Source organism: Pseudomonas sp. S1_E05, from assembly GCF_056337105.1.
The window spans coordinates 4,970,334-4,996,907 of sequence record NZ_JBFRHM010000001.1 but is presented as its reverse complement, the minus strand read 5'-3'; the positions used below and the strand labels follow the sequence as shown (position 1 = coordinate 4,996,907).

The following is a 26,574-nucleotide window of genomic DNA, read 5'->3' as shown; positions in this document are numbered from 1 at the left end:
GCGTAGCCGTTCAGCCAAGAAACAGCTGATAGGCCGGGTTGTCGCTCTCATCCCAGTACGGGTAGCCGATTTCCTCAAGCGCCGCCGGCACCAGATGACGCTCTTCGTGGGGCACTTGCAGGCCGGCGACCACACGGCCGTCCGCCGCGCCATGGTTTCGGTAATGGAACATCGAGATGTTCCAGCGCCCGCCAAGCTTGCTGAGGAAGTTGAACAACGCACCCGGTCGCTCGGGGAACTCAAAACGCAGCACCACTTCGTCCACAACCTGGGCCGCGCGACCACCGACCATGTGACGGATGTGCAGTTTGGCCAGTTCGTTGTCGGTCAGGTCCAGCACCGGGAACCCCTGTTCGGTCAAACTGGCGAGCAGCTTGCTGCGCGGATCGTTTTCCGGGTGCGTCTGTACGCCAACGAAAATGTGCGCTTCGCTGCCGGTGTTGTAGCGATAATTGAATTCGGTGATCTGGCGCTTGCCGATGGCTTCGCAGAATGCCTTGAAGCTGCCCGGTTTTTCCGGAATGGTTACGGCGATGATGGCTTCGCGGCCTTCACCCAGCTCGGCGCGCTCGGCGACGTGGCGAAGACGGTCGAAGTTGACGTTGGCGCCGGAATCGATGGCTACAAAAGTGTGCCCGGTGACACCGCGCTGCTCCACGTACTTCTTGATGCCGGCGACGCCCAGGGCGCCGGCAGGTTCGGTGATCGAGCGGGTATCGTCGTAGATATCCTTGATCGCCGCGCAAATTTCGTCGGTGCTGACGGTGATCACCTCATCGACGTAATCCTTGCAGATGTCGAAGGTGTGCTGGCCGATCTGGGCCACCGCCACGCCATCGGCAAAGATGCCCACGGCCGGCAGTACGACACGCTCACCCGCTGCCATGGCCGCTTGCAGACAGTTGGAGTCGTCGGGCTCGACGCCGATGATTTTGATCTCAGGACGAAGGTACTTGGCATACGCCGCAATGCCGGCGATCAGGCCACCACCGCCCACCGGCACGAAGATCGCATCCAGGCGACCCGGTTGCTGGCGCAAAATCTCCATCGCCACCGTGCCCTGCCCCGCGATGGTGTGAGGGTCATCGTAGGGGTGGATGTAGACGTAGCCTTTTTCATCGACCAGCTTCAGCGAGAAGGCCAGGGCTTCCGGGAACGAATCCCCGTGCAGCACCACTTTGCCGCCCCGCGAACGCACGCCCTCGACCTTGATTTCCGGAGTGGTCTTGGGCATGACGATGGTGGCTTTCACACCCAGTACTTTTGCCGCCAGGGCCAGGCCTTGTGCGTGGTTGCCCGCCGAAGCCGTCACCACGCCACGGGCGCGCTCTTCGTCGCTCAGTTGCGTGAGCTTGTTATAGGCCCCACGAATCTTGAACGAGAACACCGGCTGCAAGTCTTCACGCTTGAGCAAAATACTGTTGCCCAGCCGCTCGGAGAGCTGGCGGGCAGTCTGCAATGGGGTTTCTACGGCAACGTCATAAACGCGCGAGGTGAGGATCTTCTTGACGTACTGTTCGAGCATCGGAAAGCATCACTGGCGGGTTGGGCGGAACCGGGGAGTCTAACCCGCATTTCGGCCATGCGACCACACGAATGAAGAGGTTTTAGCCCATCATGGCGCTATAATGCCGGCCTTTCCGTCTACCCCTGCCCGCTTTCGGAGCCCGCATGACCCAGGATCAACTCAAACAGGCCGTGGCCCAGGCTGCCGTCGACTTCATCCTCCCGAAACTCGATGACAAGAGCGTCGTCGGGGTCGGCACCGGCTCCACCGCCAATTGCTTCATCGACGCCCTGGCCCAGCACAAGGGCGCCTTCGACGGCGCGGTCGCCAGCTCCGAAGCCACCGCTGCACGCCTCAAGGGCCACGGCATTCCAGTGTATGAACTGAATACCGTCAGCGACCTGGAGTTCTACGTCGACGGCGCCGACGAAAGCGACGAGCACCTGAACCTGATCAAGGGCGGCGGCGCGGCCCTGACGCGCGAGAAGATCGTCGCCGCCGTGGCCAAGACCTTCATCTGCATCGCCGACGCCAGCAAACTGGTGCCGGTGCTCGGCGAATTCCCGCTGCCGGTGGAAGTGATCCCGATGGCCCGCAGCCACGTGGCCCGTCAACTGGTCAAACTGGGCGGCGACCCGGTTTACCGTGAAGGCGTTGTGACCGACAACGGCAACATCATCCTCGACGTGTTCAACCTGCAGATCACCAATCCGGTGGAGCTGGAAGCGCAGATCAACGCGATTGTCGGCGTGGTCACCAACGGCTTGTTCGCGGCGCGACCGGCGGACCTGCTGTTGCTGGGCACGAGCGAAGGCGTGAAGACGCTGAAGGCGCAGTAACCTCCATCCCAATACCCTGTAGGAGCGAGCATGCTCGCGAAGAAATGCACAGGCAACGCTGGCAGCCTGACACCCCTCGGTGCCTGAGCCACCATCGCGAGCGTGCTCGCTCCTACAGGGGTTCTGTGTTCTTAGGGTTTTTTGAACACATAAAACAGGTTCGGCTCGCTCACCAGATACAGCGTACCGTCGTCATCCATGGCCATGCCTTCCGCTTGCGGCACCGTTTTCGTCAGTCCCTGGCGCCCCTTGCTCAGCGACATCGTGCTCAAAGGGCGACCGTCGACATCCAGTTCCAGAATCAGTCGCGACTCGTCGGACAGCGCTAGTAAATGGCCGCTGCGCTCGTCGTATTGCAGGCTGGAGAGGTCTCGAACGAACATTCCCGCATCCCGCTTGGGGTTGTTGACCACGTGGACGGCGTACGACTTTTCCGGGTTGTAATGAGGGAAACCCTGCACTTCGTAGATCAACATCGGGTCGCGCTCCTTGGCGACAAACAGACGCTTGCCGACCGAATCATAGGCCAGGCCTTCGAAACCCTTGTTACTGCTCATGTGCACGCCAAGCGTCATCTGTTCGGCGTCGGCAGCGTCGAGGAAGGTGGTGTCTTCGTCCAGATGAATCTTGATCAACCGCTGCTGGCGCTCGTCGGTAAGCACGTAGGTGTCGGCGCTGATGAACTCCACGGCTTCAGGATCACCGAAACCGATCAGCGCAATGCGCCGGATGATCTGGCCTTGCAGCGACAGTTCGATCAGCTCCGAGTTTTTGTTGGTGACGGTGAACAGGCTTTTGCGCACCGGATCGAAAGTCAGTGCCGACACATCGTCATCCAGGCCTTCGATGGTCCGGCCTTCGAGGGTGACAAGGTAGCGATCCAGCCCGATGGACTGCGCGCTTTCCGGCTGCCAAAGCGTGTACAGGTTGAACCAGGCGCGCTCGAACAGCCGCAGGTACTGGCCGATGGTGAGCAGGATGAGCAGCGCAATCGCCAGCAGGATCAGAATCAGGGGTTTGGGACGGGCAAATCGACGCATCGGGAAGGCTCGGATATCAGAACAGGTGGATGAAATACCACGGCAGTCTGAATTCAAGCTTAATGGCCATTAGCCCCAGCCTACAACTGAGCGTCGCGTTTCCTACAAAACGCGGATCAGTTCTGCTTCTCGAAACGATAGAACAAGTTGGGCTCGCTGACCATGTACAGCGTGCCTGCCTCGTCCATGGTCACGCCCTCGGCGCGCGGGATGGTCTTTTTCAGCCCGTTGAAACCGGCCAGCACGGTCATGAAACTCACTTGTTCGCCCTTCTCGTCGAGCTCCAGCAACAGATGAGAGTCAGCAGACAGCACCAGGGTATGCCGGGTTCGAGGATCAATGGCCAGGGCCGACAGGTTGCGGATGTCGAGTTCGTCACTGGCCAGCTTTTGTTTGTCGCCAGTCAGCGTCTGACCGTCGGCACTCTTCCAGGTAAACAGTGCTGCGGGACGTTCCTCACCCAGCAGCATCTGCTGGTTTTTTGCATCCCAGACGACCGCTTCGAAGGCTTTATTCTGGTCCGCAGAGGGGCCAAGGTCGTATTTTGCGAAGTTGGCCATGTTCAGCTCGCGGGTGTCGGCGTCCACCTTGACGATGACCAACAAATGCTGGCGTTCATCGACGATAGCCAACCGACCATTCCCCATGACCGTCACCCCTTCCGGATTGCTCCAGCCCACCAACGGCATCTTGCGCAACACCTCGCCCTGCAAGGTCAGCTCGACCAGGAACGGGTTCTTGCCCATGACCGCGAACAGGGTCTTGGTTTGCGGGTCGTAGGCAAGGTCCGATGCTTCGTCCTTTTCCATCCCCGGCAACGCCTTGGCATCGATCACCACCCGATAGTCCGGCAACCAGATGCTTTCCTGGCGCTCTGCCGTACTTTCAAAGCGCTCCATTACCCAGAGCAGACCACGGTCATCCCAATGCATCGCAAACGCCAGGCCGTACGCCGCGCCGGCAACCAACAAAAGCCAGGCATACCAGCGCATGAAGAAACGCGGGCGGCGGGCAGTCTTGAGCGAAGGCAGCGGTTGGGTGGCCATCGAGAGATGCGTTCCAGAAATTCAGGCTAGAGGTAATAGCACAGTTGGGCCCGGCTCAGACGCCGTTAATCCACGAATTATCCGGAGAGGATGTGAAAAAAATGGCAAATGGCGGGTTTGCCTTGTTATTCACCGCCCCTGTAGGAGCGAGCATGTCGAGGCGCTCGCTCCTACAGAAAGCAGATCAGCGTACGCTGCTGGTGAAGCGGCTGGCGCCTGGCAGTTCGAGGACGATTTCGTCACCCACATTCAGCGGGCCAACGCCCACTGGCGTGCCGGTGAGGATTACGTCGCCGGCTTGCAGCGAGAAGCAGGCCGCCATGTGCTGGATCATGGGCACGATCGGGTTGAGCATGACGCTGCTGTTGCCATCCTGACGCACTTCGCCGTTGATGGTCAGGCGGATGCCGATGTCGGTCAGGTCAGCGAACGTGCTGCCGACCACGAATGGAGCAATCACCGCAGCGCCGTCGAAGGACTTGGCGATTTCCCACGGCAACCCCTTGGATTTCAACTCCGCCTGCTTGTCGCGCAGGGTCAGGTCCAGGGCTGGCGCAAAACCGGAAATGGCGTCCAGCACTTCTTCGCGGCTAGGCTTGGTCGACAGCGGCTTGCCGATCAGCACGGCGATTTCCGCTTCGTAATGCACCGAGCCACGCTCGGTGGGAATGCTGAAACCACCTTCCAGTGGCACCACGCAACTGCCTGGCTTGATGAACAGCAGCGGCTCTGTAGGAACCGGGTTGTCCAGCTCCTTGGCGTGTTCGGCGTAGTTGCGCCCGATGCACACCACTTTTCCCAAAGGAAAGTGGATACGCGTACCGTCGACATACTGGTGCTGATAGCTCATTACCGACTCCTGGTTCATTGATTCAAACAGCGAATATCTTGCCCGGGTTCATGATGCCGTTCGGATCGAACACCGATTTGAGCGCCTTCATGTACTCGATCTCAACCGGTGAGCGGCTGTAGGTCAAGTAGTCGCGCTTGACCAGCCCCACGCCGTGCTCGGCGGAAATCGATCCGTTGTACTGCTCAACGGTTTCGAACACCCGCTTGTTGACCGTTGCGCACCGGGCGAAAAACTCGTCCTTGCCCAGGTCTTCCGGCTTGAGGATGTTCAGGTGCAGGTTGCCGTCACCGATGTGGCCGTACCAGACGACTTCAAAGTCCGGGTAGTCTTCAGCGACGATCTCATCAATTTCCTGCAGGAACGCAGTGACTTTGGACACTGTGACCGAAATATCGTTTTTGTAAGGCGTGCGGTGGGAGATCGTCTCGGAAATGTACTCGCGCAACTTCCACAGGTTCTGCAACTGGGTCTGGTTCTGACTCATCACGCCGTCCAGCACCCAGCCTTGCTCCACGCAGTGCTCAAAGATTTCCAGCGCCAGGTTGGCCACTTCCTCGGTGGTCGCCTCGAACTCCAGCAGCGCGTAGAACGGGCATTCGGTGTCGAACGGCGCCGGCACATCGCCACGCGCCATGACCTTGGCCAGGGCCTTGTCAGAGAAAAACTCGAAAGCAGTCAGGTCGAGCTTGCCGTGGAAGGCGTGCAACACCGGCATGATCGAGTCGAGATCGGCGGCGCCCAGCACCATGGCCGTGAGGTTTTTCGGTGCGCGGTCCAGGCGCATGGTCGCCTCGACCACAAACCCGAGGGTACCTTCTGCACCGATGAACAGCTGTCGCATGTCGTAGCCGGTGGCGTTCTTGATCAGGTCGTGGTTCAGCTCCAGCAGGTCGCCCTTGCCGGTCACCACTTTCATGCCCGCCACCCAGTTGCGGGTCATGCCATAGCGAATCACCTTGATTCCGCCGGCATTGGTGCCGATATTGCCGCCAATCTGACTGGAACCAGCGGAAGCGAAGTCCACCGGATAATACAGGCCCTTCTCTTCGGCGACATTTTGCAGATGCTCGGTCACCACCCCTGGTTGGCACACGGCGGTGCGGTCGGTCAGGTTCACGTCGAGTATCTGGTTCATGTAGTCGAAAGACACCACCACTTCGCCATTCGCCGCTACGGCAGCGGCGGACAAACCGGTGCGCCCGCCGGAGGGCACCAGCGCCACCTTATGCGCATTGGCCCAACGGACAATGGCCTGCACCTGCTCGATGGTCTTGGGAAAGACAATGGCCGTCGGGGCGGGCGCGAATTGCTTGGTCCAGTCCTTGCCATAGGTGTTCAGGGAATCGGCATCGGTCAGGACCTTGCCCGGCTCAACCAACGTCTTCAGTTCTTCAATCTGGGCAGGACTGGTCATCGACAGAACTCTCGAACAATTCATGGTCATCCTGAGAACGCTTCACGTCGCAGGAACGGGTGTTTAGCGGGGCTCGTATGCTAGCATAACGACCCCGCAGCATAGCGCCCAACGGCTAATCTGCGGAGACGGCTCTCCAGCCGTCCGGGTCAGCGTCTGTTGACCATTTCCTGCCATTTTTCTCCGGGATACAGGTTTACGCAGATGAGCAAGACTTCTCTCGATAAGAGCAAGATCAAGTTCCTTCTTCTCGAAGGCGTCCACCAATCGGCTGTCGACGTCCTCAAGTCGTCCGGCTACACCAGCATCGAGTACCTCACCGGTTCTCTGCCGGAAGCCCAACTGAAGGAAAAGATCGCCGATGCTCACTTCATCGGCATTCGCTCCCGCACCCAACTGACGGAAGAGGTCTTCGATCACGCGAAGAAGCTCGTCGCAGTCGGCTGTTTCTGCATCGGCACCAACCAGGTCGACCTGAACGCGGCCCGTGAGCGCGGCATTGCCGTGTTCAACGCACCGTACTCCAACACCCGCTCCGTCGCCGAGCTGGTACTGGCCGAAGCGATCCTGTTGCTGCGCGGCATCCCTGAGAAGAACGCCTCCTGCCACCGTGGCGGCTGGATCAAGAGCGCGGCCAATTCCTTCGAGATCCGTGGCAAGAAGCTGGGGATCGTTGGTTATGGCTCGATCGGTACGCAGCTGTCGGTCCTGGCCGAAGGCCTGGGCATGCAGGTGTACTTCTACGACACCGTGACCAAACTGCCTTTGGGTAATGCCACCCAGGTCGGCAACCTTCACGAACTGTTGGGCATGTCCGACATCGTCACCCTGCACGTACCGGAAACCGCTGCGACCCAGTGGATGATCGGCGAGAAGGAAATCCGTGCCATCAAGAAGGGCGGCATCCTGATCAACGCTGCTCGCGGCACCGTGGTCGAACTGGACCACCTGGCAGCGGCCATCAAGGACAAACACCTGATCGGCGCGGCCATCGACGTATTCCCGGTGGAGCCACGCTCCAACGACGAAGAGTTCGAAAGCCCGCTGCGCGGCCTGGACAACGTGATCCTGACCCCGCACATCGGCGGTTCCACCGCTGAAGCACAAGCCAACATCGGTCTGGAAGTGGCAGAAAAGCTGGTCAAGTACAGCGACAACGGTACCTCGGTATCGTCGGTGAACTTCCCGGAAGTGGCCCTGCCGGCTCACCCTGGCAAGCACCGCCTGCTGCACATCCACGAGAACATTCCGGGTGTGATGAGCGAGATCAACAAGGTGTTCGCCGAAAACGGCATCAACATCTCCGGTCAGTTCCTGCAGACCAACGAGAAAGTCGGCTACGTGGTCATCGACGTCGACGCCGAGTACTCGGACCTGGCGCAAGAGAAGCTGCAGCACATCAACGGCACCATTCGGTCCCGCGTGCTGTTCTGATCGCGATGCGAGCAACAAAAAAGGGAGCCTTCGGGCTCCCTTTTTCATGCCTGCGTCATTTGACGTTGACGGTGATCTTCGGCGAGACGATCGGTGGGTCGAACGGCATGTGACCGCTGTCTCCGAGCTCCAGTTGCAGCGTATGCTTGCCGGGCTCCAGCGTCACTTCAGCCTGGGTCTGCGCCTTGCCGAAATGCAGGTGGTTAGCATCGTTCGGGATCGGCTGGCCGGCAGCTGGCAGCTTGTCCACGTCGATCAGCAAGTGGTGGTGGCCGGTGTTCTTGGTCACATCACCGGCAGGCGCCAACGCGATGTTTTCGACCGCAAACTTGACGACGAAGGTCTTGGGAACCGTGGCGCCATCCGCAGGAGAGACGATGGACACTTCAGCACCCTTCGGCGCCGGCGTCGCCGCACTGGCCAGTACCGAAACACCCATCAACAGGCCAGCCAAAGCAGCACGTGACATAAAGGATTTCATTCTCTTCTCCAGTTTTTTCGTAAAATTCGCGTGGTCATGACAACTTCATGACCATTCGTTGTCGAAGGCACTCGACAACCATAGCAAAGCGAGCCTGAATCAAAGGGTCGCCATAAGAAATTCCAAGGAGTGACCATGCGCTTTCTGCCTGGCCTGATCTGCCTGCTACCCCTTCTGAGCCCTTTGGCCCATGCCGAACTGATCGACGACGTAAACGACCGTGGTGAATTGCGTATTGCTCTTGAGGCTAATACACCGCCCTTCAATTTCAAGAACGACGGCAACCTCTCGGGCTTTGAAGTCGAACTGGGCCAGTTGCTGGCCAACGAACTGGATGTACGGGCCGATTTTGTCGTCACCGATTCCAGCGATCTGTTGGCCGGCGTTGAAAGCGGCAAGTACGACATCGCGATCAACCACATAGCACTGACCCCGGAACTCAAGGATCGTTTCGACTTCAGCGAACCTTACGCTCGAGTGGATGGACAATTGCTTGCGCAAAAGGACGAGGAGCCGCGGTCGATACTGCTGGTGCAGTCGTTGGCGGAGGAGAAACCCAAGGCCGCTGCAGAGGTAAACCTGGCGATTCCATTCCAGAAGGGCAATCCGGCGTTCCATGTCAGCCTGGAAAACGCCCTGCAGCGGATCAAGGCCGATGGACGGCTGGAGGCGCTGGAGAAGAAGTGGCTGGCGGGGGATGGGGTCAAGCCCTGAGGCCTGGAGATCACACACCAACCGTGAGAGCGGGCTTGCTCGCGAAGGGGGGGTGTGGTGACCTTTAGTTAAGTGCAGCCAACGCCTGCGCCGCCTCAACCAATTCCAGCTCACTGAACACCCGCACCCCATGGCGCTTGAGCAACGCCGCCGTCACCCCCTCGCCGGTGACCTTCACCCGGTTGAACGTGCCGTCATAGGTCAGGCGGTTGCCGCAGGACGGACTGTTGGCCTTGAGCACGGCGATGCGGATGTCGTGGGCTTGCACCAAGGCCAGCGCCTGATGTGCCCCGGCCAGGAACTGCGCGCTGACGTCCTGGCCCTCGGTGGTGATGACCGATGCCTGCCCATCCAGCACTTGCGCCCCCTGCCCGCCCGGGATTTCCGCTGCTGCCCGTGGCGTCGGCAAGCCACCGGCCACTTCCGGGCACAGCGGCACGACACGGCCTTCATCGAGCCACTGCTGAAGCTGATCGAATGGCCCGCTGGCCCCGCCGTCGTAACGCACGCGGTGACCCAACAGGCAGCGGCTCACCAGAATCATGTGCATGATCAGAACGGCTCATTGCCACGGCGCCGGAACCAGCCGGTCAACGACAGGCGATCCCGGGTCGCGGGCAGCACTTCATGGGGCACCTCACCGGACAGGAACACTACCAGGCAGCCGCCGGTGGGCAGTACGTCGTATTCGCCACGGTCCTCGAGGTACATGCGCAATTGCCCGCCCTCGTTCGGCAGCCAGGCGTCATTGAGATACAGCACCGCCGACACCGCGCGCCGGTCATCGTCCCTGAAGCGATCAAGGTGCTTGAGGTAGAAAGCGCCGGGCGGGTACATCGCAAAATGGCACTCGAAATCTTCCAGGCCCAGGTACAGGCCGCGATTGATCGCTTCACGCAGGCTGTCCATGAGCGCCAGGTAGCGGTCGCACGCCTCGGCCTGTCCCGGTTCGATCCACTGGATCTGGTCGCCGCGAATCGCCTCGCGAATCTCCGAAGTGGGCCCGCGCCCGACGGCCGCAGGCGTCAGTTCACCCTCGACCGAACGTTTACGGCACTCAGCCGCCAGCGCTCGGGTCAGATCCAGAGGCAGGAAAATATTCTGCTGCGACCAGCCGTGTTCAGCCAGGTCGTCGACGATACGTAACAGCAGCGGGTGATCAGAGGATATTTGCATGGCGCGCATAGTATTCCTGTACCCGAAATTCCGACAGAGCCACAAGGCGGCTTGATACGAATTCTCGACAAGTCGGTATGCCGCACGGAGAATAGTCGGCTGCTGACAGGAGTCCCTATGCGTCGTTTGCTTTTCTCACTGCTGATGTTCTGCGCTTTGCCCGCCTGGGCAGACGGCCACGACCAGTTGTACAAAGTCGCCGGCTGGCCAGAACAACGCGCGCACTTCAACGATGCCCTGGCAGCCGCTCAGCAGCGTTACCAGAACAGCCTGCCGCCTGCAGTGTTTCAGGCCCTGGTGAATAACAGCAATCAACGTTTCGCAGCGCAAGCCGTCGACCAACGTGCCCAATCGCAACTGCGCAAGAATCTCGCCGATCCGAAACCGGCCCTGACCTTTTTCCAGTCGGCCCTGGGCAAGAAGATCGTTGCTGCCGAGTTGCTGGCCACCCGCCGTGATCAATTGGCGAAAAACGCCAAGGGCCTGCCAAAAATCCAAGCCAGCGACAGCCGCCTGTTGATTATCGGCCATCTGGCACAGGCCCTGCCCGCGCGCGAGGCCGGCGCGGAAGTGAGCCTGGCGATTGCTGGCGTCGCGGCCGATAGCCTTAGCGCGATGATCCCGGGCCTCTTGGGCGGGGGTCAGGCGCAAGGCCTGCTCAACGGTCAGCGCCAGCGATTGATGGACCAGATCGGCAGCGACCTGAACAACACGCTGTTGTATGTCTATCGCGACCTGTCGGATAACGAACTGGAAGAGTTCGCCACCTTCGCCGAGTCGGCTGAAGGCCAGGCTTACTACCAGGCGGCGCTGGCGGCGATTCGCGCGGGGTTGGCGGTGGGGCAGAGTTCTTCGAACCTCAGCCAGTGATCTTTGGCGCCAGTTAGATCGCTATCGCGGGCAAGCCCGCTCCCACAGGGTTTTTCAGTGAACACAGATATTGTGTACACCAAGAGCACCTGTGGGAGCGGGCTTGTCGAATCGTCGCACCGCCGCGATGGGGCCGGAACAATCGCTACACATTTCTGCCCTTCACCCGCCGACTCAAAAACCCGAAAAACTCCCTGCGCATCTCCAGCGACTCGTTCGCCAGATGGTGCCTTCCCTCAGGCAGCATCAACACCTGCGGCCGATTGAACTTGGCCTTCAACACGTCAAGGTTATGCGGCCAATCCACCGTCATGTCCTGCTGCCCCTGCACAATCAGCGGCTGCCGGGTGCTGGTCGGTGCCGCTTCGATCCGCTTGATCCAGCGTTTCAATGCGCCGACCCAGGCCGTCGGCAAACGGCGGGCCTGCAACGGGTCGGCTTGCAGGAACGTGAGGAACTGCGGGTCGTTGGAGTTTTCGCTGAAGCGTCGGGCGATCCCTTTCACGAAAGGCCTGAGCAGGTAATAACTGAATTTCGACCACGCCCATGAGCGCGGTCTCACCAGTGGCGCCAGCAGGATCACCTGGCCCTGGGCCGGGCTTGCGCTGCCGGCGTTGAGCACGTGATCGACCACAATGGCGCCGCCGGTGCTCTGCCCGCACAGGTGCCAGGGCTGCGGCAGATCCAGCGAGCAGGCCTCGGCGAACAAGCCTTGAAGGGTGTCCTGATACTCGGAAAAATCACCGATGCTCGCCCGCTCACCGCTGGACAGGCCGTGCCCTGGCAAATCGCAGGCGATCACTGCAAAACCCTGGTCCAGCGCCCAGGCGATGACATGCCGGTAGAGCCCGGTGTGATCATAAAACCCGTGGAACATGAACAACGTCGCCTTGGCCCCCTCCGGCCACCACACCTGGCTGACCAGCTCATAGCCGGCCACCTCGAAACGTCCAAGCCCCGTGCGCAACGGTCGCCCGGGATAGTCCAGGCCATAAAACCGCTGGTACGCCAATGCCTCTTCGGACAGCGGCTGCCACTCGGCCAAGGGCCGAAGGCTGGCGCGCAGATGATCAGGGTCGAAAGTGGCGGGCATGAGCGATTCCAAAACACGAAGCGGACTTTATAAGCCTGCGATATTCATCTGTCGCGACAAGCATGGCAAGCTGGGCGATCTCTGAGGAAACCCCGCCATGCGATCGTCCTTGCGCACCACTCTGCTTGCCAGCCTGCTCGCCCTTCTCTGTGCCGGTGTGCTGTGGGCGGCCTATGACTGGTTCCAGGGGCGCTATCTGCGTGCGTTCAGCTCCCACACGGCGCTGTTTTCAGGCGACCCGCTGCACCTGCCCGACAACCTGGCCGGCCCCGGCGCCATCCGCCTTGTGCACTTCTGGGACCCGGCCTGCCCGTGCAACGTCGGCAACCAGCAACACCTGAGCGAATTGATCGAGCATTACGAACCGCAAGGCGTCGAGTTCTACGCGGTACAAAAAGCCGGCAGCCATGGCCAGTTGCCCAGCAACCTGGGCGGCCTGAAATCCATCAGCGTCCTGCCAGGCTCAGAGCAGATCCCGGCCAGCCCCGCCGTGGCGATCTGGGATCGCAGCGGCAAGCTGGCGTATTTCGGCCCGTACAGCGAGGGCCTCACCTGCAATTCAAACAACAGCTTCATCGAGCCAATCCTGCAGGCGTTGAATGAAGGCCGCCCAGTGAGTGCCACGCACACACTGGCCGTGGGCTGTTACTGCCCATGGCCGGCCGATCAGGCGCAGTAAGCAAAACCAGGCGACAAGAATCCCTCCTACGGGTGATGGGCCGATTCAACGGGTCGTGTTAAACAGTGCAGCCAGGGAACTGCTGTCACTCATAACAAGAACAAGGAATCTGAATGAAACGTCTCCTGATTGCGCTCGTCGTGCTGATCGTTGTCCTCGCCGTGGGTGTCGGCGGCTACGTTTACAGCAAGCAACCGACGCGCCAGGGCATGGTTGAGCTGCAGCATCTGCAAGGCTCTGTCACCGTGCGTTACGACGAGCGCGGCATCCCGCACATTCGCGCCGACAACGAAACCGACCTGTACCGCGCGCTGGGTTACGTGCACGCCCAGGACCGGCTGTTCCAGATGGAAGTGCTGCGCCGCCTCGCCCGTGGCGAGCTGGCCGAAGTGCTGGGCCCCAAACTGCTCGACACCGACAAGCTGATGCGCAGCCTGCGCATCCGTGAAAGGGCCGAAACCTACCTGGCCAATCTCGATAAGCAATCGCCAGCCTTTCTCGCCATGCAAGCCTATCTGGACGGCATTAACCAGTACCAGGACAGCCATGCCAAGCCTGCGGAGTTCGACGCGCTGGGCATCGCCAAACGCCCTTTCACCGCCCAGGACACCATCAGCATCGCCGGTTACATGGCCTACAGCTTTGCCGCCGCGTTTCGTACCGAACCTTTGCTGACCTATGTCCGCGATCAACTGGGGGCTGATTATCTCAATGTGTTCGACCTCGACTGGCAGCCCAGTGGCGTGCTGGAGAAAAACACCGGCGCCGCCGTGCCGCCGCTTGCCGGTGGCGACTGGAAAGACCTCAACGCCCTCGCCCGCCTGAGCGAGCAAGCCCTGGCCGGTAACGGCTTGCCGCAATTCGAGGGGAGCAACGCCTGGGCGGTGGCCGGCAGTCGCACCAAAAGCGGCAAGCCACTACTGGCGGGTGACCCGCATATCCGTTTTTCCGCACCGTCCGTGTGGTATGAAGCCCATCTCACGGCTCCGGGGTTCGAGCTCTACGGTCACTACCAGGCCTTGATGCCGTTCGCTTCGCTGGGTATGAACCGCGACTTCGGCTGGAGCATCACCATGTTCCAGAATGACGACCTGGACCTGATTGCCGAGAAGGTCAATCCCGACAACCCCAATCAGGTCTGGTACCGCGGTCAGTGGGTGGATCTGGTCACCAGCGAGCAACAGATCGCGGTGAAGGGCCAGACGCCCGTCACGCTGGTACTGCGCCAGTCGCCCCACGGGCCGATCGTCAACGATGCACTGGGCAGCCACGCCGGCAAGACGCCAATCGCCATGTGGTGGGGCTTTCTTGAAACCCAGAACCCGATCCTCGAGGGTTTCTATCAGCTAAATCGCGCCGATACCCTGGTCAAGGCGCGCACGGCCGCAGCCAGGATCCATGCGCCGGGCCTGAACGTCGTCTGGGCCAATGCCAAGGGCGACATTGGCTGGTGGGCTGCGGCGCAATTGCCCAAGCGCCCGGCAGGGGTCAAGCCATGGTTCATTCTCGATGGCAGCAGTGCGCAAGCAGACAAGGAGGGTTTCTACCCGTTCACCGCCAACCCGCAGGAAGAAAACCCGGCACGGGGCTACATCGTCTCGGCCAACTACCAGCCGGTATCACCGACCGGCATGGAGATTCCCGGTTACTACAACCTCGCCGACCGCGGTCAGCAACTCAATCGGCAGCTCAGCGATAAAACCGTCAAATGGGACCTGGAGACCAGCCAGAAACTGCAACTGGGCACCACCACCGCCTATGGCCCCCGCCTGCTCGCCCCGCTGCTGCCGGTGCTGCGTGAAGTGGTCAGCGACCCGGCCGAGCTGAAGCTGGTGGAACAATTGGCACAATGGCAAGGCGACTACCCGCTGGACTCCACCAGCGCCACGTTGTTCAACCAGTTGCTGTTCAACCTGGCCGATGCGGCGATGCGTGATGAGCTGGGCAACGACTTCTTCGAAACGTTGCTCTCGACTCGCGTGATCGACGCCGCCCTGCCACGCCTGGCGGCGAATGCCGACTCGCCGTGGTGGGACAACCGCACGACGGCCGCCAGAGAAACCCGCGCCGACACGGTGAAGGTGGCGTGGCAAGCCAGCCTCGCTCACCTCAAGAGCGTGCTGGGTGCCGACTTCACCCAGTGGCAGTGGGGCAAGGCCCACACCCTGACTCACGGCCACCCGCTGGGACAGCAGAAGCCGCTGGACCGGATCTTCAACGTCGGCCCGTTCGCGGCGCCAGGCAGCCATGAAGTGCCGAATAACCTTTCGGCCAAAATCGGTCCGGCGCCCTGGCCCGTGACCTACGGGCCTTCGACCCGCCGCCTGATCGATTTCGCCGACCCCACCCACAGCCTGACCGTCAACCCGGTGGGCCAGAGTGGGGTGCCTTTCGATAGGCATTATGAGGACCAGGCGGAAGCGTATATCGAAGGGTTGTACTTCCAGGCGCATCTGAACGATGAAGAGGTGATGGCCAATACTCGGGGTACGTTGAAGCTGTTGCCGGCGCGGGTGGCCCCTTAGATTTTCATTGCCTGTACAGGCAATGAAAATCCAGGCTCAAACCGCCAGGCCAAAATTCAACCGAAACTGCTGCGGCGTCACCCCCAGCCGGCGGTTGAACACGTTGCGCATGTGCTGGGCATCACGAAAGCCGCACTCATAGGCCACGGTTTTCAACGGCGCCGCCGTACTCTCGAGCATCACCCGCGCCGCATCCACTCTTGCCCGCTCGACAAACTCCGCCGGGGTCACTTTCGCTTCCCTGGTAAACACCCGGGAGAAATTGCGCGCACTCATGTTGGCCGCGCTCGCCAGCTCGGCATTGGTCAGGTCGCCGGTCAGGTTGGCCAATACGTAGCGCTGAATCATCGCCACCGCAGACTCCGGCTCGGCATGGGGTGTGAGAAACGGGCTGAACTGCGACTGCCCGCCGGAGCGCTGGGTGAACACCACCAATCGTTTGGCCACACGCAAAGCAATTTCAGGCCCATGATCCCTGGCCAACAGATACAACGACAGGTCGATCCCGGCGGTAACACCGGCCGAGGTATAGAGCTCACCGTCCTGCACGTACAGGCGATCGGCGTCTACCCGCGCCTGGGGGCACAACGCGGCCAATGCCGCAGCATCTTCCCAGTGTGTGGTGACGGTGCGCCCTTGCAGCAAGCCGGCACGCGCCAGCATGAACGCACCGTTGCAGATCGAGCCAAACCGCTGCGCACGGGCGCAGGCTTCGCGCAGCCAGGCATCGAAGGCCTCGCCGAAATCCAGGCCCGGCAACTGTGGACCACCGGCCACCAGTAACAGGTCATAAGCCTGCACAGCCTCACTGAAGTGCCGATGGGCTTGCAACAACAAGCCGTTGGAGCACGACGTCACCCCACTCTCAACGCCGATCACGTCCAGCTGATAGTGATCCTGCGGCGCAAGGAACCGATTCGCCTCGGCAAACACGTCCATGGGCCCAGTGACATCCAGGGACTGCACGCCGGCGAATATCACGATGGCAACGGTTTTACTCATGATGGATTGCCCCCCATAGATGCCATCCCCCTCCCCCTGTAGGAGCGAGCATGCTCGCGATGGTCGTCAACGATTACTCTGGCAGCCTGACACTCCGCGGTGTCTTGTCTACCATCGCGAGCATGCTCGCTCCTACAGGGATGGATGAACAACATTCAATTGGCACGATTCGCAGGTTGATTGGCCAGGATCCTAGCCATGGCGCGATTGTCCGGTTGTGGGGCCGGGAACAGACTTGTTCCATCAGCGCCGCCCCGGCGCTCCCTGTGAGGACAACAGCATGAGCACAACCATCGCCGGCATCAAGATACCCGACAGCGCCCTGGCACGGGCCGCCACCGACTACATTCGCGACATCGAATCCGACCTGCTCTACCACCACTCGCGCCGGGTGTTTCTGTTCGGCGCATTGAGTGGTGAACGCAAAAAACTGGTTTATAACCCCGAGCTGTTGTACATCGGCGCGATGTTTCATGACCTGGGACTGATGGAGGGTTATCGCAGCGACAACGAGCGCTTTGAAGTCGATGGTGCCAACGCGGCGGCTGAGTTCCTCAAGCCTTACGGGCTGAGTGATGACGACATCGAGCAGGTGTGGCTGTCGATTGCGTTGCACACCACACCCGGTGTGCCGCAACACCTGCGCCCTACCGTGGCGCTGGTGACAGCGGGTGTCGAGATGGACGTGCTGGGCATGGACTACGCGGCGTTTTGCAGCGTGCAGCGCGAGGCGGTGGTGCATACGCATCCACGAGGTGAAGGATTCAAGGAATGCATCATCTGCGCCTTCGCCGACGGCCTGCGCCATCGCCCGCAAACCACCTTTGGCAATGTGAAGACCGATGTGCTGGTGGATCAGGAGCCGGGGTTCAAACCGATGAACTTCGTCGAGGTGATTCGCCGCTCGCCTTGGGTTTCCTGATCACCGAACCGGTCCTGCCGCTACAAAAACAACTGTAGGAGCGAGCTTGCTCGCGATGGAGTGTCAGTCGACATGGATGTCACTGACAGATCATCGCGAGCAGGCTCGCACAAGGGAAGGCCCCCGAAGGGATTCAAGCCGCTTCCGGCGCCTGCGCGCGGCGTACGTCCGGTTGCTTCCAGGAGTCGACAGCGCTCTCTTCGATCGCCAGCTGGATGGCACGCTTGCGCGCTTCTTCGGCACGGCGGCTGAAGAACCACACCAGGAAGGTCATCAGCGATACCGCCAACAGGATCAGGCTGGCCACGGCGTTGATCTCGGGCTTCACGCCCAGACGCACCGCCGAGAACACTTCCATCGGCAGGGTCGTGGAACCTGGGCCTGATACAAAGCTGGCCAGTACCAGGTCATCCAGCGACAGGGCGAACGACATCATGCCGCCGGCACCCAGCGATGGCGCGATCATCGGGATGGTGATCAGGAAGAACACCTTCCATGGCTTGGCACCGAGGTCCATGGCTGCTTCTTCGATGGACAGGTCCAGCTCGCGCAGACGCGCCGACACCACCACCGCCACATACGCCGCACAGAACGTGGTGTGGGCGATCCAGATGGTGACGATGCCGCGCTCCTGGGGCCAGCCGATCATCTGAGCCATGGCCACGAACAGCAGCAACAGCGACAGACCGGTGATCACTTCCGGCATCACCAGCGGCGCAGTGACCAGGCCACCGAACAGCGTGCGGCCTTTGAAACGCGTGATGCGGGTCAGGACGAACGCCGCCAGGGTGCCCAGTGCGACCGCCGCAACCGCGGTGTAGCAGGCGATCTCCAGCGAGCGCACCACTGAACCCATCAGTTGCGTGTTGTCCATCAGGCCGACGTACCACTTGATCGACCAACCACCCCAAACGGTCACCAGTTTGGAGGCGTTGAACGAGTAGATCACCAGGATCAGCATCGGCAGATAGATGAACACCAGACCCAGTACCAGCATCAGGCTGGAGAAACGGAAGCGCTTCATTCTTTACCCTCCATTTCCTTGGCCTGACTGCGGTTGAACAGGATGATCGGCACGATCAGGATCGCCAGCATCACCACCGCCAGGGCGGATGCCACCGGCCAGTCACGGTTGTTGAAGAACTCCTGCCACAGCACTTTACCGATCATCAGCGTTTCCGGTCCGCCCAGCAGCTCAGGAATCACGAACTCACCGACCACCGGGATGAACACCAGCATGCAACCGGCGATGATGCCGTTTTTGGACAGGGGGATGGTGATTTTCCAGAAGCTGTTGAAGGTACTCGAACCCAGGTCCGATGCAGCTTCCAGCAGGCTGTGATCGTGCTTAACCAGGTTGGCGTAGAGCGGCAGGATCATGAACGGCAGGTACGAATAAACAACGCCGATGTACACCGCCAGGTTGGTGTTGAGGATTTGCAGGGGTTCGTCGATAAAGCCCATGCTCATCAGGAAGCCGTTGAGCAGGCCGTTGTTGCTGAGGATGCCCATCCAGGCATAGACGCGGATCAGGATCGCGGTCCAGGTCGGCATCATGATCAGCAGCACCAGCACCGTCTGCAGCTCTTTACGGGCTGTGGCGATGGCGTACGCCATCGGGTAGCCAATCACCAGGCAGAGGATGGTGCTGATCAGCGCCATCTTCAACGACCCCAGGTACGCGGAGATATAGAGCTCGTCGCCGGCGAGCATGGCGTAGTTGCCGAGGTTGAGCAGCACTTGCAGCTTCTGCTCGGCGTAGGTGTAGATCTCGGTGTACGGCGGGATGGCGACATCGGCTTCAGCGAAACTGATCTTCAAGACGATGAAGAACGGCAACATGAAGAACAGAAACAGCCAGATGAAAGGCACCCCGATGACCAACTGGCGGCCACCGGGAATTATTCGATTGAGGCGGCGTTTGAATTTGCGCATGTTCATGAGCGCAATACCACGCCGCTGTCGTCTTCCCACCACACGTAGACCTGGTCACCCCAAGTCGGTCGTGCACCACGGCGTTCGGCGTTGGCGACGAAGGACTGGACAATCTTGCCGCTCGGCAATTCCACGTAGAACACCGAGTGTCCGCCCAGATAGGCGATGTCGTGCACCTTGCCGCTGGACCAGTTGTACTCGCAGGTCGGCATGGTCGGCGTGACCAGCAGTTTCTCCGGACGGATCGCGTAGGTCACCGATTTGTCCTGCACCGAGGTGCTGATGCCGTGGCCGACGTAGATCTGGCGGTCCAGGTCCTTGCAGGTGATGGTCGCGTGGCCTTCAGCGTCGTCGATCACTTCACCGTCGAAGATGTTGACGTTACCGATGAATTCGCAGACCAGGCGGCTGGTCGGGGTTTCATAGATGTCGATCGGGCTGCCGATCTGGGCGATCCAACCCAGATGCATGATCGCGATGCGCTCGGCCATGGTCATGGCCTCTTCCTGGTCGTGGGTCACCATGACGCAGGTCACGCCAACGCGCTCGATGATCTCCACCAACTCCAGTTGCATCTGCGAGCGCAGCTTCTTGTCCAGGGCCCCCATGGGCTCGTCGAGCAGCAACAACTTCGGGCGCTTGGCCAACGAACGCGCCAGGGCCACACGTTGACGCTGGCCACCGGACAACTGGTGCGGCTTGCGCTTGGCGTACTGGGTCATCTGCACCAGCTTGAGCATGTCCGCCACCCGGGCATCGACTTCCGCTGCAGGCAGTTTGTCCTGCTTGAGGCCGAAGGCGATGTTCTGCGCCACGGTCATGTGCGGGAACAGCGCGTAGGATTGGAACATCATGTTGATCGGCCGCTCGTAGGGCGGCATGTCTGTGATGTCCACACCATCGAGGAAGATTCGGCCCTCGGTCGGTCGTTCGAACCCCGCCAGCATGCGCAGCAGAGTGGATTTGCCCGATCCCGAACCGCCGAGCAGGGCGAAGATCTCGCCCTTCTTGATTTCCAGGGACACGTCGTCCACGGCAATCGTCTCGTCGAACTTCTTCGTGACCCGGTCGATTTTGACCAGCACCTGCTTGGGTGTCTGGTCGCCCTCGAGGGCTTTCTTATAGGCGCCGGAGGCAACAGCCATTTACGAAACTCCCAGAAAAAAAGAGTGCAGTTCGCTCAAGGTGAGCCAACCTGGATAGTTTGAGTCTTGAGCTCTACTTACCTGACTTGACCTTGGTCCAGCTACGGGTCATCAAACGTTGAATATTGGGTGGCAACTCAATCGACACATAGGTCTTGTCGAGTACTTCCTTGGGTGGATAAACCGATTCGTCGTTACGGATTTCCTGATCCATCAACTTGTCGGACGCCGGGTTGGGGTTGGCGTAACCGACATAGTCACTGACCTGCGCGATCACCTCAGGTTTCAGCAAATAGTTGATGAAGGCGTGGGCCTGCTTGACGTTGGCCGAGTCTTTTGGAATCGCCAGCATGTCGAACCACAGCGCGCCACCTTCCTTGGGAATCGAGTAGGCGATGTCCACACCCTTCTTCGCTTCGGCCGCGCGGTTCTTCGCCTGGAAGATGTCGCCGGAGAAACCGATGGCCACGCAGATATCGCCGTTGGCCAGGTCTGCGATGTATTTGGAGGAGTGGAAGTAAGTCACGTAAGGCCGCACCGCCAGCAACTTGGCTTCAGCCTTTTTGTAGTCTTCAGGGTTGGTGCTGTTGGCGTTCAGGCCCAGGTAGTTGAGGACCGTGGGCATCATTTCATCGGCGGAATCGAGGAAAGCCACACCACAGCTCTGCAGCTTCTTGATGTTTTCCGGCTCGAACACGGCTGCCCAGGAGTCGATCTTGTCGACACCCAACACCGCCTTGACCTTCTCGACGTTGTAACCGATGCCGTTGGTGCCCCACAGATAAGGCACGGCGTAGAGGTTGCCCGGGTCGTTCTGTTCCAGTCGCTTGAGCAGCACCGGGTCGAGATTGGAATAGTTGGACAATTGCGACTTGTCGAGCTTCTGGAAAGCGCCCGCCTTGATCTGCTTACCCAGGAAGTGGTTGGACGGCACGACCACGTCGTAGCCCGTACGCCCGGCCAGCAACTTGCCCTCCAGGGTTTCGTTGGAGTCGAACACGTCGTAGACCGGCTTGATCCCCGTCGCTTTCTGGAAGTCGGCCAGGGTGGTTTCCCCGATGTAATCCGACCAGTTATAAATATGCACGGTGCCCGCAGCCTGAGCACTGACAGCCATCGTCAGCCCGGTGCCGATCAGCAATGCATTGCGCAACAAAGAAAAAATAGGCAAGTGGAGGTCCTCTAAAATTAGTTGGGCCCAAGTTGCCCCGCGTTACATGACAGTCTTGGCTGCCCAGCAACAAAACCGGCGCGCAACTTACCCTCGAAAAACCGTTCCAGCAAACTTTATGAAAATCCCCTGTAGGAGCGAGCACGCTCGCGATGGTCGTCAACGATAACGCGGGATGCCTGACACCCCTTGGCGCTGCGACTTTCTTCGCGAGCATGCTCGCTCCTACAGTGGGTTACGGCCTACTTACCGGATTTGATCTTGGTCCAGCTGCGAGTCAGCAGACGCTGGGTCGCGGCCGGCAAGTCGGCAATCGCGTACAGTTTGGCCAACACGTCGGCTGGCGGGTAGACGCCTGGATCGCTGGTGATGTCTTTATCAACCAGCGCGGTCGCCGCCGCGTTACCGTTCGGGAAGCGTACGGCGTTGGTGATTTCAGCCATGACTTCCGGCTTCTGCAGGAAGGTCATGAACTTGTAGGCGCCTTCGACGTTTTCGGCATCTTTAGGGATGGCGACCATGTCGTAGAAACTGCCTGCACCTTCCTTGGGAATGTTGTAGCTGACTTTCACCTTGTCACCGGCTTCAGCCGCACGGGACTTCGCCTGGTAGATGTCACCCGAATAACCGATGGCTACGCAGATGTTGCCGTTGGCCAGGTCCGAAATGTACTTGGACGAGTGGAAGTAGGCGATCGAAGGACGCACTTTGAGGAACAGCGCTTCGGCTTCGGCCAGTTGCTTCTTGTCCTGGCTGTCGGTTGGATAGCCCAGGTAGTGCAGCGCCGCTGGAATCATCTCGGTCGGCGAATCGAGGAAACTGATGCCGCAGGATTTCAGCTTGGCAGCGTTCTCAGGCTTGAAGACCAGGTCCCAGGAGTTGGTCGGTGCATCGGCGCCCAGAGCGGCCTTGACCTTCTCGGCGTTGAAGCCGATACCGATCGAACCCCACATGTACGGGAAAGCGTGTTCGTTGCCCGGGTCGCTGACCGAGACCGCCTTGAGCAGGTCGGTGTTCAGGTTTTTCCAGTTAGGCAGCTTGGACTTGTCCAGCTTCTGGTAGACGCCGGCCTTGATCTGCTTGGCCAGGAAGTTGTTCGACGGTACGACGACGTCGTAGCCGGACTTGCCTGCCAGCAATTTGGCTTCCAGGGTTTCGTTGCTGTCGAAGACGTCGTAAACGACCTTGATGCCCGACTCGTCTTCAAATTTCTTGATGGTGTCCGGAGCGATGTAATCGGACCAGTTGTAGACGTGCAACACCTTGTCGTCCGCCTGCACCGCACCCGCCATAATGCCCATCAGGGACATGGCGAGGAGAGTCTTGCCAGCAAGCTTTTTTCCTAATGCCTTCATGCGTTAATGCTCCAAATTTTTCTTTTTTGAACCACTTTGTTCAGCGGCCGAACCCGGACAACTGGAACCGCGGCTAGTCTGGCAAGATCCGAGGCGGTCTTTCAAGGAAAGGCCGCCCTTTATGACACCCCGAGCGAAAGTTTCATGTCTTGCGCAGAGAGCCTAGCACTTAGCCCTGCAACGCACTCAGGGTCAGGTCCAGACACTTGCGTGCCTTCTCCACCAACTCATCGATTTCCGCCTTGCTGATCACCAGTGGTGGAGCAATGATCATGGTGTCGCCTACGGCGCGCATGATCAGGCCGTTGTCGAAGCAGAACTGGCGGCAGATCATGCCAACGCCCTTGCCTTCGTAGCGCTTGCGTGTGGCCTTGTCCTGCACCAGCTCGATGGCCCCCAGCAGACCGACACCACGCACTTCGCCCACCAACGGGTGATCGTTCAGTTCCCGCAGACGTTTCTGCAAATACGGTGCCGTTTCGGTGTGAACATGCTCGATAATTTTCTCTTCGCGCATGATGCGGATGTTTTCCAACGCCACCGCTGCCGCCACCGGGTGCCCGGAGTAGGTGAAGCCGTGGTTGAAATCGCCGCCTTCGTTGAGCACCGCCACGACCGAGTCGCGCACGATCAGGCCACCCATTGGGATGTAGCCGGAGGTCAGCCCCTTGGCGATGGTCATCATGTCGGGCTTGAGGCCGTAGAAATCGGTGCCGAACCACTCACCGGTACGGCCGAAGCCACAGATCACTTCGTCCGCCACGAACAGGATGTCGTACTTGGCGAGGATTTCCTTGATGCGCGGCCAGTAGGTTTCTGGCGGAATGATCACGCCACCGGCGCCCTGGATCGGCTCGGCGATGAAGGCACCGACGTTGTCCACGCCGACTTCCAGGATCTTCTCTTCCAACTGGTTGGCCGCCCACACACCAAACTCTTCAGGGGTCATGTCGCCGCCTTCGGCGAACCAGTACGGCTGCGCGATGTGGACGATACCCGGGATCGGCAGGTCGCCCTGTTCGTGCATGTAGGTCATGCCACCCAGGCTCGCGCCGGCCACGGTGGAACCGTGATAGCCGTTCTTGCGGCTGATGATGACTTTCTTGTTCGGCTGGCCCTTGATCGCCCAGTAGTGGCGGACCATGCGCAGCATGGTGTCGTTGCCTTCGGAGCCGGAACCGGTGAAGAACACGTGGTTCATGCCCTCGGGGGCGATATCGGCGATGGCCTTGGACAGCTCCAGTACCGGTGGGTGGGCGGTCTGGAAGAAGAGGTTGTAATACGGCAGTTCGCGCATTTGCTTGTTGGCCGCCTCGGCCAACTCATCACGACCGTAACCAATCGCTACACACCACAGGCCGGCCATGCCGTCGAGAATCTTGTTGCCTTCACTGTCCCACAGGTAGACACCCTTGGCGTTGGTGATGATCCGCGGCCCTTTTTCTTTCAGCTGCTTGAAGTCGCTGAACGGCGCCAGGTGGTGATCGTTGCTCAGGGTTTGCCATTCACGGGTTTGCGGGTTGTTGCTGGTCATACGAATCTCCTGAAGAATCCAGATGAAGGCGCTGTCCGACAACGACAGCGCCCGGCGTATCAGACGGCGAAGAGCAGGAATTCCCGCTCCCACGAACTGATCACGCGCTTGAAGTTTTCATGCTCGGCCCGCTTGACCGCGACGTAGCCAGTGATGAAATTTTTGCCCAGGTATTTCTCGATGGTCGCGCTGTTTTCCATGCGTTCCAGCGCGTCTTCGATGGTCAGTGGCAGGCGCAGGTTGCGGCGTTCATAGCCGCGCCCCACTACCGGCGCACTCGGGTTCATGCCTTCGACCATGCCGATGTAGCCACAGAGCAGGCTCGCGGCGATCGCCAGGTACGGGTTGGCGTCGGCACCCGGCAGACGGTTTTCCACCCGACGGTTTTGCGGTCCGGCATCCGGAACCCGCAGGCCCACGGTGCGGTTCTCTTCGCCCCACTCCACGTTCACCGGTGCCGAGGTATCCGGCAGGAAGCGGCGGAACGAGTTGACGTTCGGCGCGAACAGCGGCAGCAGCTCGGGAATCAGCTTCTGCAACCCACCGATGTGGTGCAGGAACAACTGGCTCATGGTCCCGTCTTCATTGGAGAAGATGTTCTTGCCGGTCTCCAGGTCGACGATGCTCTGGTGCAAGTGCATCGCGCTGCCCGGCTCACCGGTCATGGGCTTGGCCATGAAGGTAGCCGCCACGTCGTGCTTGAGCGCGGCTTCGCGCATCGTGCGCTTGAACACCAGGATCTGGTCGGCCAGTGACAGGGCATCGCCGTGACGGAAGTTGATTTCCATCTGCGCCGTGCCGTCCTCGTGGATCAATGTGTCGAGGTCCAGCTCCTGCAATTCGCACCAGTCGTAGACGTCTTCGAACAGCGGGTCGAACTCGTTCGCTGCTTCGATGGAGAACGACTGGCGACCGATTTCCGGGCGACCGGAGCGGCCGATTGGCGGCTGCAACGGGTAGTCCGGATCGTCGCTGCGCTTGGTCAGGTAAAACTCCATTTCCGGCGCCACGATCGGCTGCCAGCCCTTGTCGGCATAGAGTTTGAGGACTTTCTTGAGCACGTTGCGCGGCGACAGCTCGATCGGGTTGCCTTGCTTGTCGTAGGTGTCGTGGATCACCTGGGCGGTGGGCTCGATAGCCCAGGGCACCGGGTAGACCGCGTTCTGGTCGGGGCGGCAGATCATATCGATGTCGGCCGGGTCGAGCAGTTCGTAATAGATGTCGTCTTCGACATAGTCGCCGGTCACGGTCTGCAACAGCACGCTTTCGGGCAAGCGCATGCCTTTCTCGGCGATGAACTTGTTGGTCGGCGAAATCTTGCCCCGGGTGATCCCGGTCAAGTCGGAGATCATGCATTCGACTTCTGTGATCTTGTGGCTTTTCAGCCAATCGGTGAGCTGGTCGAGGTTGTTACTCATAAATGCCTCTAGGCTTTGAGTTTCCTGGCTATCGCAAGCCAGGCGATGTTGTGACGCATGGGTGTCGCGTTGAAATGTACGTCAGCGACAGGCTATCGTGTTTTCATGCAAGTGCACGGGGCGTGCCGGGCGTGCAGAATCACGAGCAGGAACTTGCCGCGTGATAGCCAGGCCGTCATTGTGAATCGGTTCTATATTGAAAGGAGTAACCGTAATGGGGGTGCTCCGGGGGCCGTCCAGAATATCGGACGCAAACACCGGCTTCATCTGGAACGCGCACAGGCCCGAAGCCAGCGGAGTCAAAGCGCCTGGATAAACATCGCGTCTAATGTGACAAGCATGCGGACCGTTGTGCATAGAGCACTTGGTGATGCCGATTGACGGCAGGCGAGACATGAAGCACCCCGGTATTATTGCTGTT

General features: G+C 60.1%; 24 protein-coding genes. 7 read left to right on the top strand and 17 right to left on the bottom strand.

All coding sequences use genetic code 11. The features are described 5' to 3' along the window. Window positions 1-10: 10 nt before the first annotated feature. Complete coding sequence (ilvA, locus tag AB4N33_RS23040; RefSeq protein ID WP_460119930.1) at window positions 11-1,525, bottom strand: threonine ammonia-lyase, biosynthetic; 1,515 nt, start codon at window positions 1,523-1,525, stop codon at window positions 11-13. A 146-nt stretch (window positions 1,526-1,671) separates the two neighbouring features. On the opposite strand from ilvA, the gene rpiA reads away from it, so the two are divergent. After that, window positions 1,672-2,346 carry a ribose-5-phosphate isomerase RpiA gene (gene rpiA / locus AB4N33_RS23035; RefSeq protein ID WP_460140708.1) on the top strand — a complete coding sequence of 225 codons (675 nt, stop codon included), beginning with the start codon at window positions 1,672-1,674 and terminating at the stop codon, window positions 2,344-2,346. Window positions 2,347-2,477: 131 nt separating this feature from the next. On the opposite strand, the gene AB4N33_RS23030 is transcribed toward rpiA, so the two are convergent. From AB4N33_RS23030 to AB4N33_RS23015, 4 genes are all read right to left on the bottom strand, one after another. After that, window positions 2,478-3,386, bottom strand: a complete 909-nt coding sequence (locus tag AB4N33_RS23030) for an SdiA-regulated domain-containing protein (RefSeq protein WP_476458306.1) — start codon at window positions 3,384-3,386, stop codon at window positions 2,478-2,480. A 116-nt stretch (window positions 3,387-3,502) separates the two neighbouring features. Then, window positions 3,503-4,432 (bottom strand): SdiA-regulated domain-containing protein, encoded by a 930-nt coding sequence (locus AB4N33_RS23025; protein ID WP_476458305.1) that lies wholly within the window; start codon window positions 4,430-4,432, stop codon window positions 3,503-3,505. Window positions 4,433-4,616: 184 nt separating this feature from the next. Continuing rightward, entirely contained in the window at window positions 4,617-5,282 is a 666-nt protein-coding gene (locus AB4N33_RS23020; RefSeq protein ID WP_476458304.1) for a fumarylacetoacetate hydrolase family protein, read from the bottom strand. 22 nt (window positions 5,283-5,304) lie between these two features. Continuing rightward, a complete protein-coding gene (locus AB4N33_RS23015) occupies window positions 5,305-6,699 on the bottom strand; it encodes an FAD-binding oxidoreductase (RefSeq protein WP_460119921.1) in 1,395 nt (464 codons plus the stop codon). Window positions 6,700-6,903: 204 nt separating this feature from the next. On the opposite strand from AB4N33_RS23015, the gene serA reads away from it, so the two are divergent. After that, window positions 6,904-8,133: a phosphoglycerate dehydrogenase gene (gene serA, locus AB4N33_RS23010; RefSeq protein WP_460119919.1), complete on the top strand. Its 1,230-nt coding sequence runs from the start codon at window positions 6,904-6,906 to the stop codon at window positions 8,131-8,133. A 55-nt stretch (window positions 8,134-8,188) separates the two neighbouring features. Here serA and AB4N33_RS23005 read toward each other — a convergent pair whose 3' ends face one another. Then, entirely contained in the window at window positions 8,189-8,614 is a 426-nt protein-coding gene (locus AB4N33_RS23005) for a DUF4399 domain-containing protein (protein ID WP_460119917.1), read from the bottom strand. Between the two features lie 135 nt (window positions 8,615-8,749). Between AB4N33_RS23005 and AB4N33_RS23000 the strand changes: the two genes are divergently transcribed. Further along, window positions 8,750-9,328, top strand: a complete 579-nt coding sequence (locus tag AB4N33_RS23000; RefSeq protein ID WP_460119915.1) for a transporter substrate-binding domain-containing protein — start codon at window positions 8,750-8,752, stop codon at window positions 9,326-9,328. Window positions 9,329-9,392: 64 nt separating this feature from the next. Here the strand turns inward: AB4N33_RS23000 and AB4N33_RS22995 are convergent, their stop codons facing one another. Beyond that, window positions 9,393-9,878, bottom strand: a complete 486-nt coding sequence (locus AB4N33_RS22995) for a 2-thiouracil desulfurase family protein (RefSeq protein ID WP_476458303.1) — start codon at window positions 9,876-9,878, stop codon at window positions 9,393-9,395. 2 nt (window positions 9,879-9,880) lie between these two features. Then, window positions 9,881-10,513: a 2OG-Fe(II) oxygenase gene (locus AB4N33_RS22990; protein ID WP_460119911.1), complete on the bottom strand. Its 633-nt coding sequence runs from the start codon at window positions 10,511-10,513 to the stop codon at window positions 9,881-9,883. Between the two features lie 108 nt (window positions 10,514-10,621). Between AB4N33_RS22990 and AB4N33_RS22985 the strand changes: the two genes are divergently transcribed. Next, a complete protein-coding gene (locus AB4N33_RS22985) occupies window positions 10,622-11,374 on the top strand; it encodes a hypothetical protein (protein WP_460119909.1) in 753 nt (250 codons plus the stop codon). Window positions 11,375-11,519: 145 nt separating this feature from the next. On the opposite strand, the gene bipL is transcribed toward AB4N33_RS22985, so the two are convergent. Continuing rightward, window positions 11,520-12,467, bottom strand: coding sequence for a phospholipase BipL (gene bipL / locus AB4N33_RS22980; protein ID WP_476458302.1), 948 nt, complete (start codon window positions 12,465-12,467; stop codon window positions 11,520-11,522). A 97-nt stretch (window positions 12,468-12,564) separates the two neighbouring features. Between bipL and AB4N33_RS22975 the strand changes: the two genes are divergently transcribed. Together AB4N33_RS22975 and AB4N33_RS22970 are read left to right on the top strand one after the other, a co-directional pair. Next, window positions 12,565-13,146, top strand: a complete 582-nt coding sequence (locus AB4N33_RS22975) for a DUF6436 domain-containing protein (RefSeq protein ID WP_460119905.1) — start codon at window positions 12,565-12,567, stop codon at window positions 13,144-13,146. 113 nt (window positions 13,147-13,259) lie between these two features. Further along, entirely contained in the window at window positions 13,260-15,671 is a 2,412-nt protein-coding gene (locus tag AB4N33_RS22970) for a penicillin acylase family protein (protein ID WP_476458301.1), read from the top strand. Window positions 15,672-15,707: 36 nt separating this feature from the next. On the opposite strand, the gene AB4N33_RS22965 is transcribed toward AB4N33_RS22970, so the two are convergent. Beyond that, window positions 15,708-16,673 carry a GlxA family transcriptional regulator gene (locus AB4N33_RS22965; protein WP_476458300.1) on the bottom strand — a complete coding sequence of 322 codons (966 nt, stop codon included), beginning with the start codon at window positions 16,671-16,673 and terminating at the stop codon, window positions 15,708-15,710. Between the two features lie 280 nt (window positions 16,674-16,953). On the opposite strand from AB4N33_RS22965, the gene AB4N33_RS22960 reads away from it, so the two are divergent. Next, entirely contained in the window at window positions 16,954-17,595 is a 642-nt protein-coding gene (locus tag AB4N33_RS22960) for an HD domain-containing protein (protein WP_476458299.1), read from the top strand. Between the two features lie 133 nt (window positions 17,596-17,728). On the opposite strand, the gene AB4N33_RS22955 is transcribed toward AB4N33_RS22960, so the two are convergent. From AB4N33_RS22955 to AB4N33_RS22925, 7 genes are all read right to left on the bottom strand, one after another. Further along, window positions 17,729-18,619 (bottom strand): ABC transporter permease subunit, encoded by an 891-nt coding sequence (locus AB4N33_RS22955; RefSeq protein WP_476458298.1) that lies wholly within the window; start codon window positions 18,617-18,619, stop codon window positions 17,729-17,731. Next, the gene (locus tag AB4N33_RS22950) at window positions 18,616-19,536 is read right to left on the bottom strand and encodes an ABC transporter permease subunit (RefSeq protein WP_460119895.1); all 921 of its coding nucleotides are present in this window, start codon (window positions 19,534-19,536) and stop codon (window positions 18,616-18,618) included. Before AB4N33_RS22950 ends, AB4N33_RS22955 begins: the two co-directional genes overlap by 4 nt. Continuing rightward, window positions 19,533-20,675 carry an ABC transporter ATP-binding protein gene (locus AB4N33_RS22945; protein ID WP_460119893.1) on the bottom strand — a complete coding sequence of 381 codons (1,143 nt, stop codon included), beginning with the start codon at window positions 20,673-20,675 and terminating at the stop codon, window positions 19,533-19,535. The genes AB4N33_RS22950 and AB4N33_RS22945 overlap by 4 nt, the downstream gene beginning before the upstream one ends. A 73-nt stretch (window positions 20,676-20,748) precedes the next feature. Continuing rightward, entirely contained in the window at window positions 20,749-21,846 is a 1,098-nt protein-coding gene (locus AB4N33_RS22940) for a polyamine ABC transporter substrate-binding protein (RefSeq protein WP_476458297.1), read from the bottom strand. Between the two features lie 242 nt (window positions 21,847-22,088). Then, entirely contained in the window at window positions 22,089-23,201 is a 1,113-nt protein-coding gene (locus AB4N33_RS22935) for a polyamine ABC transporter substrate-binding protein (protein ID WP_460119889.1), read from the bottom strand. Between the two features lie 169 nt (window positions 23,202-23,370). Next, on the bottom strand, window positions 23,371-24,735 hold the full coding sequence (locus AB4N33_RS22930; protein WP_460119887.1) for an aspartate aminotransferase family protein: 1,365 nt from the start codon (window positions 24,733-24,735) through the stop codon (window positions 23,371-23,373). A 59-nt stretch (window positions 24,736-24,794) separates the two neighbouring features. After that, window positions 24,795-26,153, bottom strand: coding sequence for a glutamine synthetase family protein (locus AB4N33_RS22925; RefSeq protein ID WP_460119886.1), 1,359 nt, complete (start codon window positions 26,151-26,153; stop codon window positions 24,795-24,797). Window positions 26,154-26,574 lie beyond the last annotated feature (421 nt).

Excerpts from the sequence above, each read along its gene's own strand:
- AB4N33_RS23030 (WP_476458306.1), bottom strand. The coding sequence starts at position 3,386 with ATGCGTCGATTTGCCCGTCCCAAACCCCTGATTCTGATCCTGCTGGCG.
- rpiA (WP_460140708.1), top strand. The coding sequence starts at position 1,672 with ATGACCCAGGATCAACTCAAACAGGCCGTGGCCCAGGCTGCCGTCGAC.
- AB4N33_RS22960 (WP_476458299.1), top strand. The coding sequence starts at position 16,954 with ATGAGCACAACCATCGCCGGCATCAAGATACCCGACAGCGCCCTGGCA.
- AB4N33_RS23015 (WP_460119921.1), bottom strand. The coding sequence starts at position 6,699 with ATGACCAGTCCTGCCCAGATTGAAGAACTGAAGACGTTGGTTGAGCCG.
- AB4N33_RS22990 (WP_460119911.1), bottom strand. The coding sequence starts at position 10,513 with ATGCGCGCCATGCAAATATCCTCTGATCACCCGCTGCTGTTACGTATC.
- AB4N33_RS22970 (WP_476458301.1), top strand. The coding sequence starts at position 13,260 with ATGAAACGTCTCCTGATTGCGCTCGTCGTGCTGATCGTTGTCCTCGCC.
- AB4N33_RS22945 (WP_460119893.1), bottom strand. The coding sequence starts at position 20,675 with ATGGCTGTTGCCTCCGGCGCCTATAAGAAAGCCCTCGAGGGCGACCAG.
- AB4N33_RS22930 (WP_460119887.1), bottom strand. The coding sequence starts at position 24,735 with ATGACCAGCAACAACCCGCAAACCCGTGAATGGCAAACCCTGAGCAAC.
- ilvA (WP_460119930.1), bottom strand. The coding sequence starts at position 1,525 with ATGCTCGAACAGTACGTCAAGAAGATCCTCACCTCGCGCGTTTATGAC.
- AB4N33_RS22985 (WP_460119909.1), top strand. The coding sequence starts at position 10,622 with ATGCGTCGTTTGCTTTTCTCACTGCTGATGTTCTGCGCTTTGCCCGCC.
- AB4N33_RS22975 (WP_460119905.1), top strand. The coding sequence starts at position 12,565 with ATGCGATCGTCCTTGCGCACCACTCTGCTTGCCAGCCTGCTCGCCCTT.
- AB4N33_RS23005 (WP_460119917.1), bottom strand. The coding sequence starts at position 8,614 with ATGAAATCCTTTATGTCACGTGCTGCTTTGGCTGGCCTGTTGATGGGT.
- bipL (WP_476458302.1), bottom strand. The coding sequence starts at position 12,467 with ATGCCCGCCACTTTCGACCCTGATCATCTGCGCGCCAGCCTTCGGCCC.
- AB4N33_RS22955 (WP_476458298.1), bottom strand. The coding sequence starts at position 18,619 with ATGAAGCGCTTCCGTTTCTCCAGCCTGATGCTGGTACTGGGTCTGGTG.
- AB4N33_RS22935 (WP_460119889.1), bottom strand. The coding sequence starts at position 23,201 with ATGAAGGCATTAGGAAAAAAGCTTGCTGGCAAGACTCTCCTCGCCATG.
- AB4N33_RS23020 (WP_476458304.1), bottom strand. The coding sequence starts at position 5,282 with ATGAGCTATCAGCACCAGTATGTCGACGGTACGCGTATCCACTTTCCT.
- AB4N33_RS22925 (WP_460119886.1), bottom strand. The coding sequence starts at position 26,153 with ATGAGTAACAACCTCGACCAGCTCACCGATTGGCTGAAAAGCCACAAG.
- AB4N33_RS22995 (WP_476458303.1), bottom strand. The coding sequence starts at position 9,878 with ATGCACATGATTCTGGTGAGCCGCTGCCTGTTGGGTCACCGCGTGCGT.
- serA (WP_460119919.1), top strand. The coding sequence starts at position 6,904 with ATGAGCAAGACTTCTCTCGATAAGAGCAAGATCAAGTTCCTTCTTCTC.
- AB4N33_RS23025 (WP_476458305.1), bottom strand. The coding sequence starts at position 4,432 with ATGGCCACCCAACCGCTGCCTTCGCTCAAGACTGCCCGCCGCCCGCGT.
- AB4N33_RS22950 (WP_460119895.1), bottom strand. The coding sequence starts at position 19,536 with ATGAACATGCGCAAATTCAAACGCCGCCTCAATCGAATAATTCCCGGT.
- AB4N33_RS23000 (WP_460119915.1), top strand. The coding sequence starts at position 8,750 with ATGCGCTTTCTGCCTGGCCTGATCTGCCTGCTACCCCTTCTGAGCCCT.
- AB4N33_RS22965 (WP_476458300.1), bottom strand. The coding sequence starts at position 16,673 with ATGAGTAAAACCGTTGCCATCGTGATATTCGCCGGCGTGCAGTCCCTG.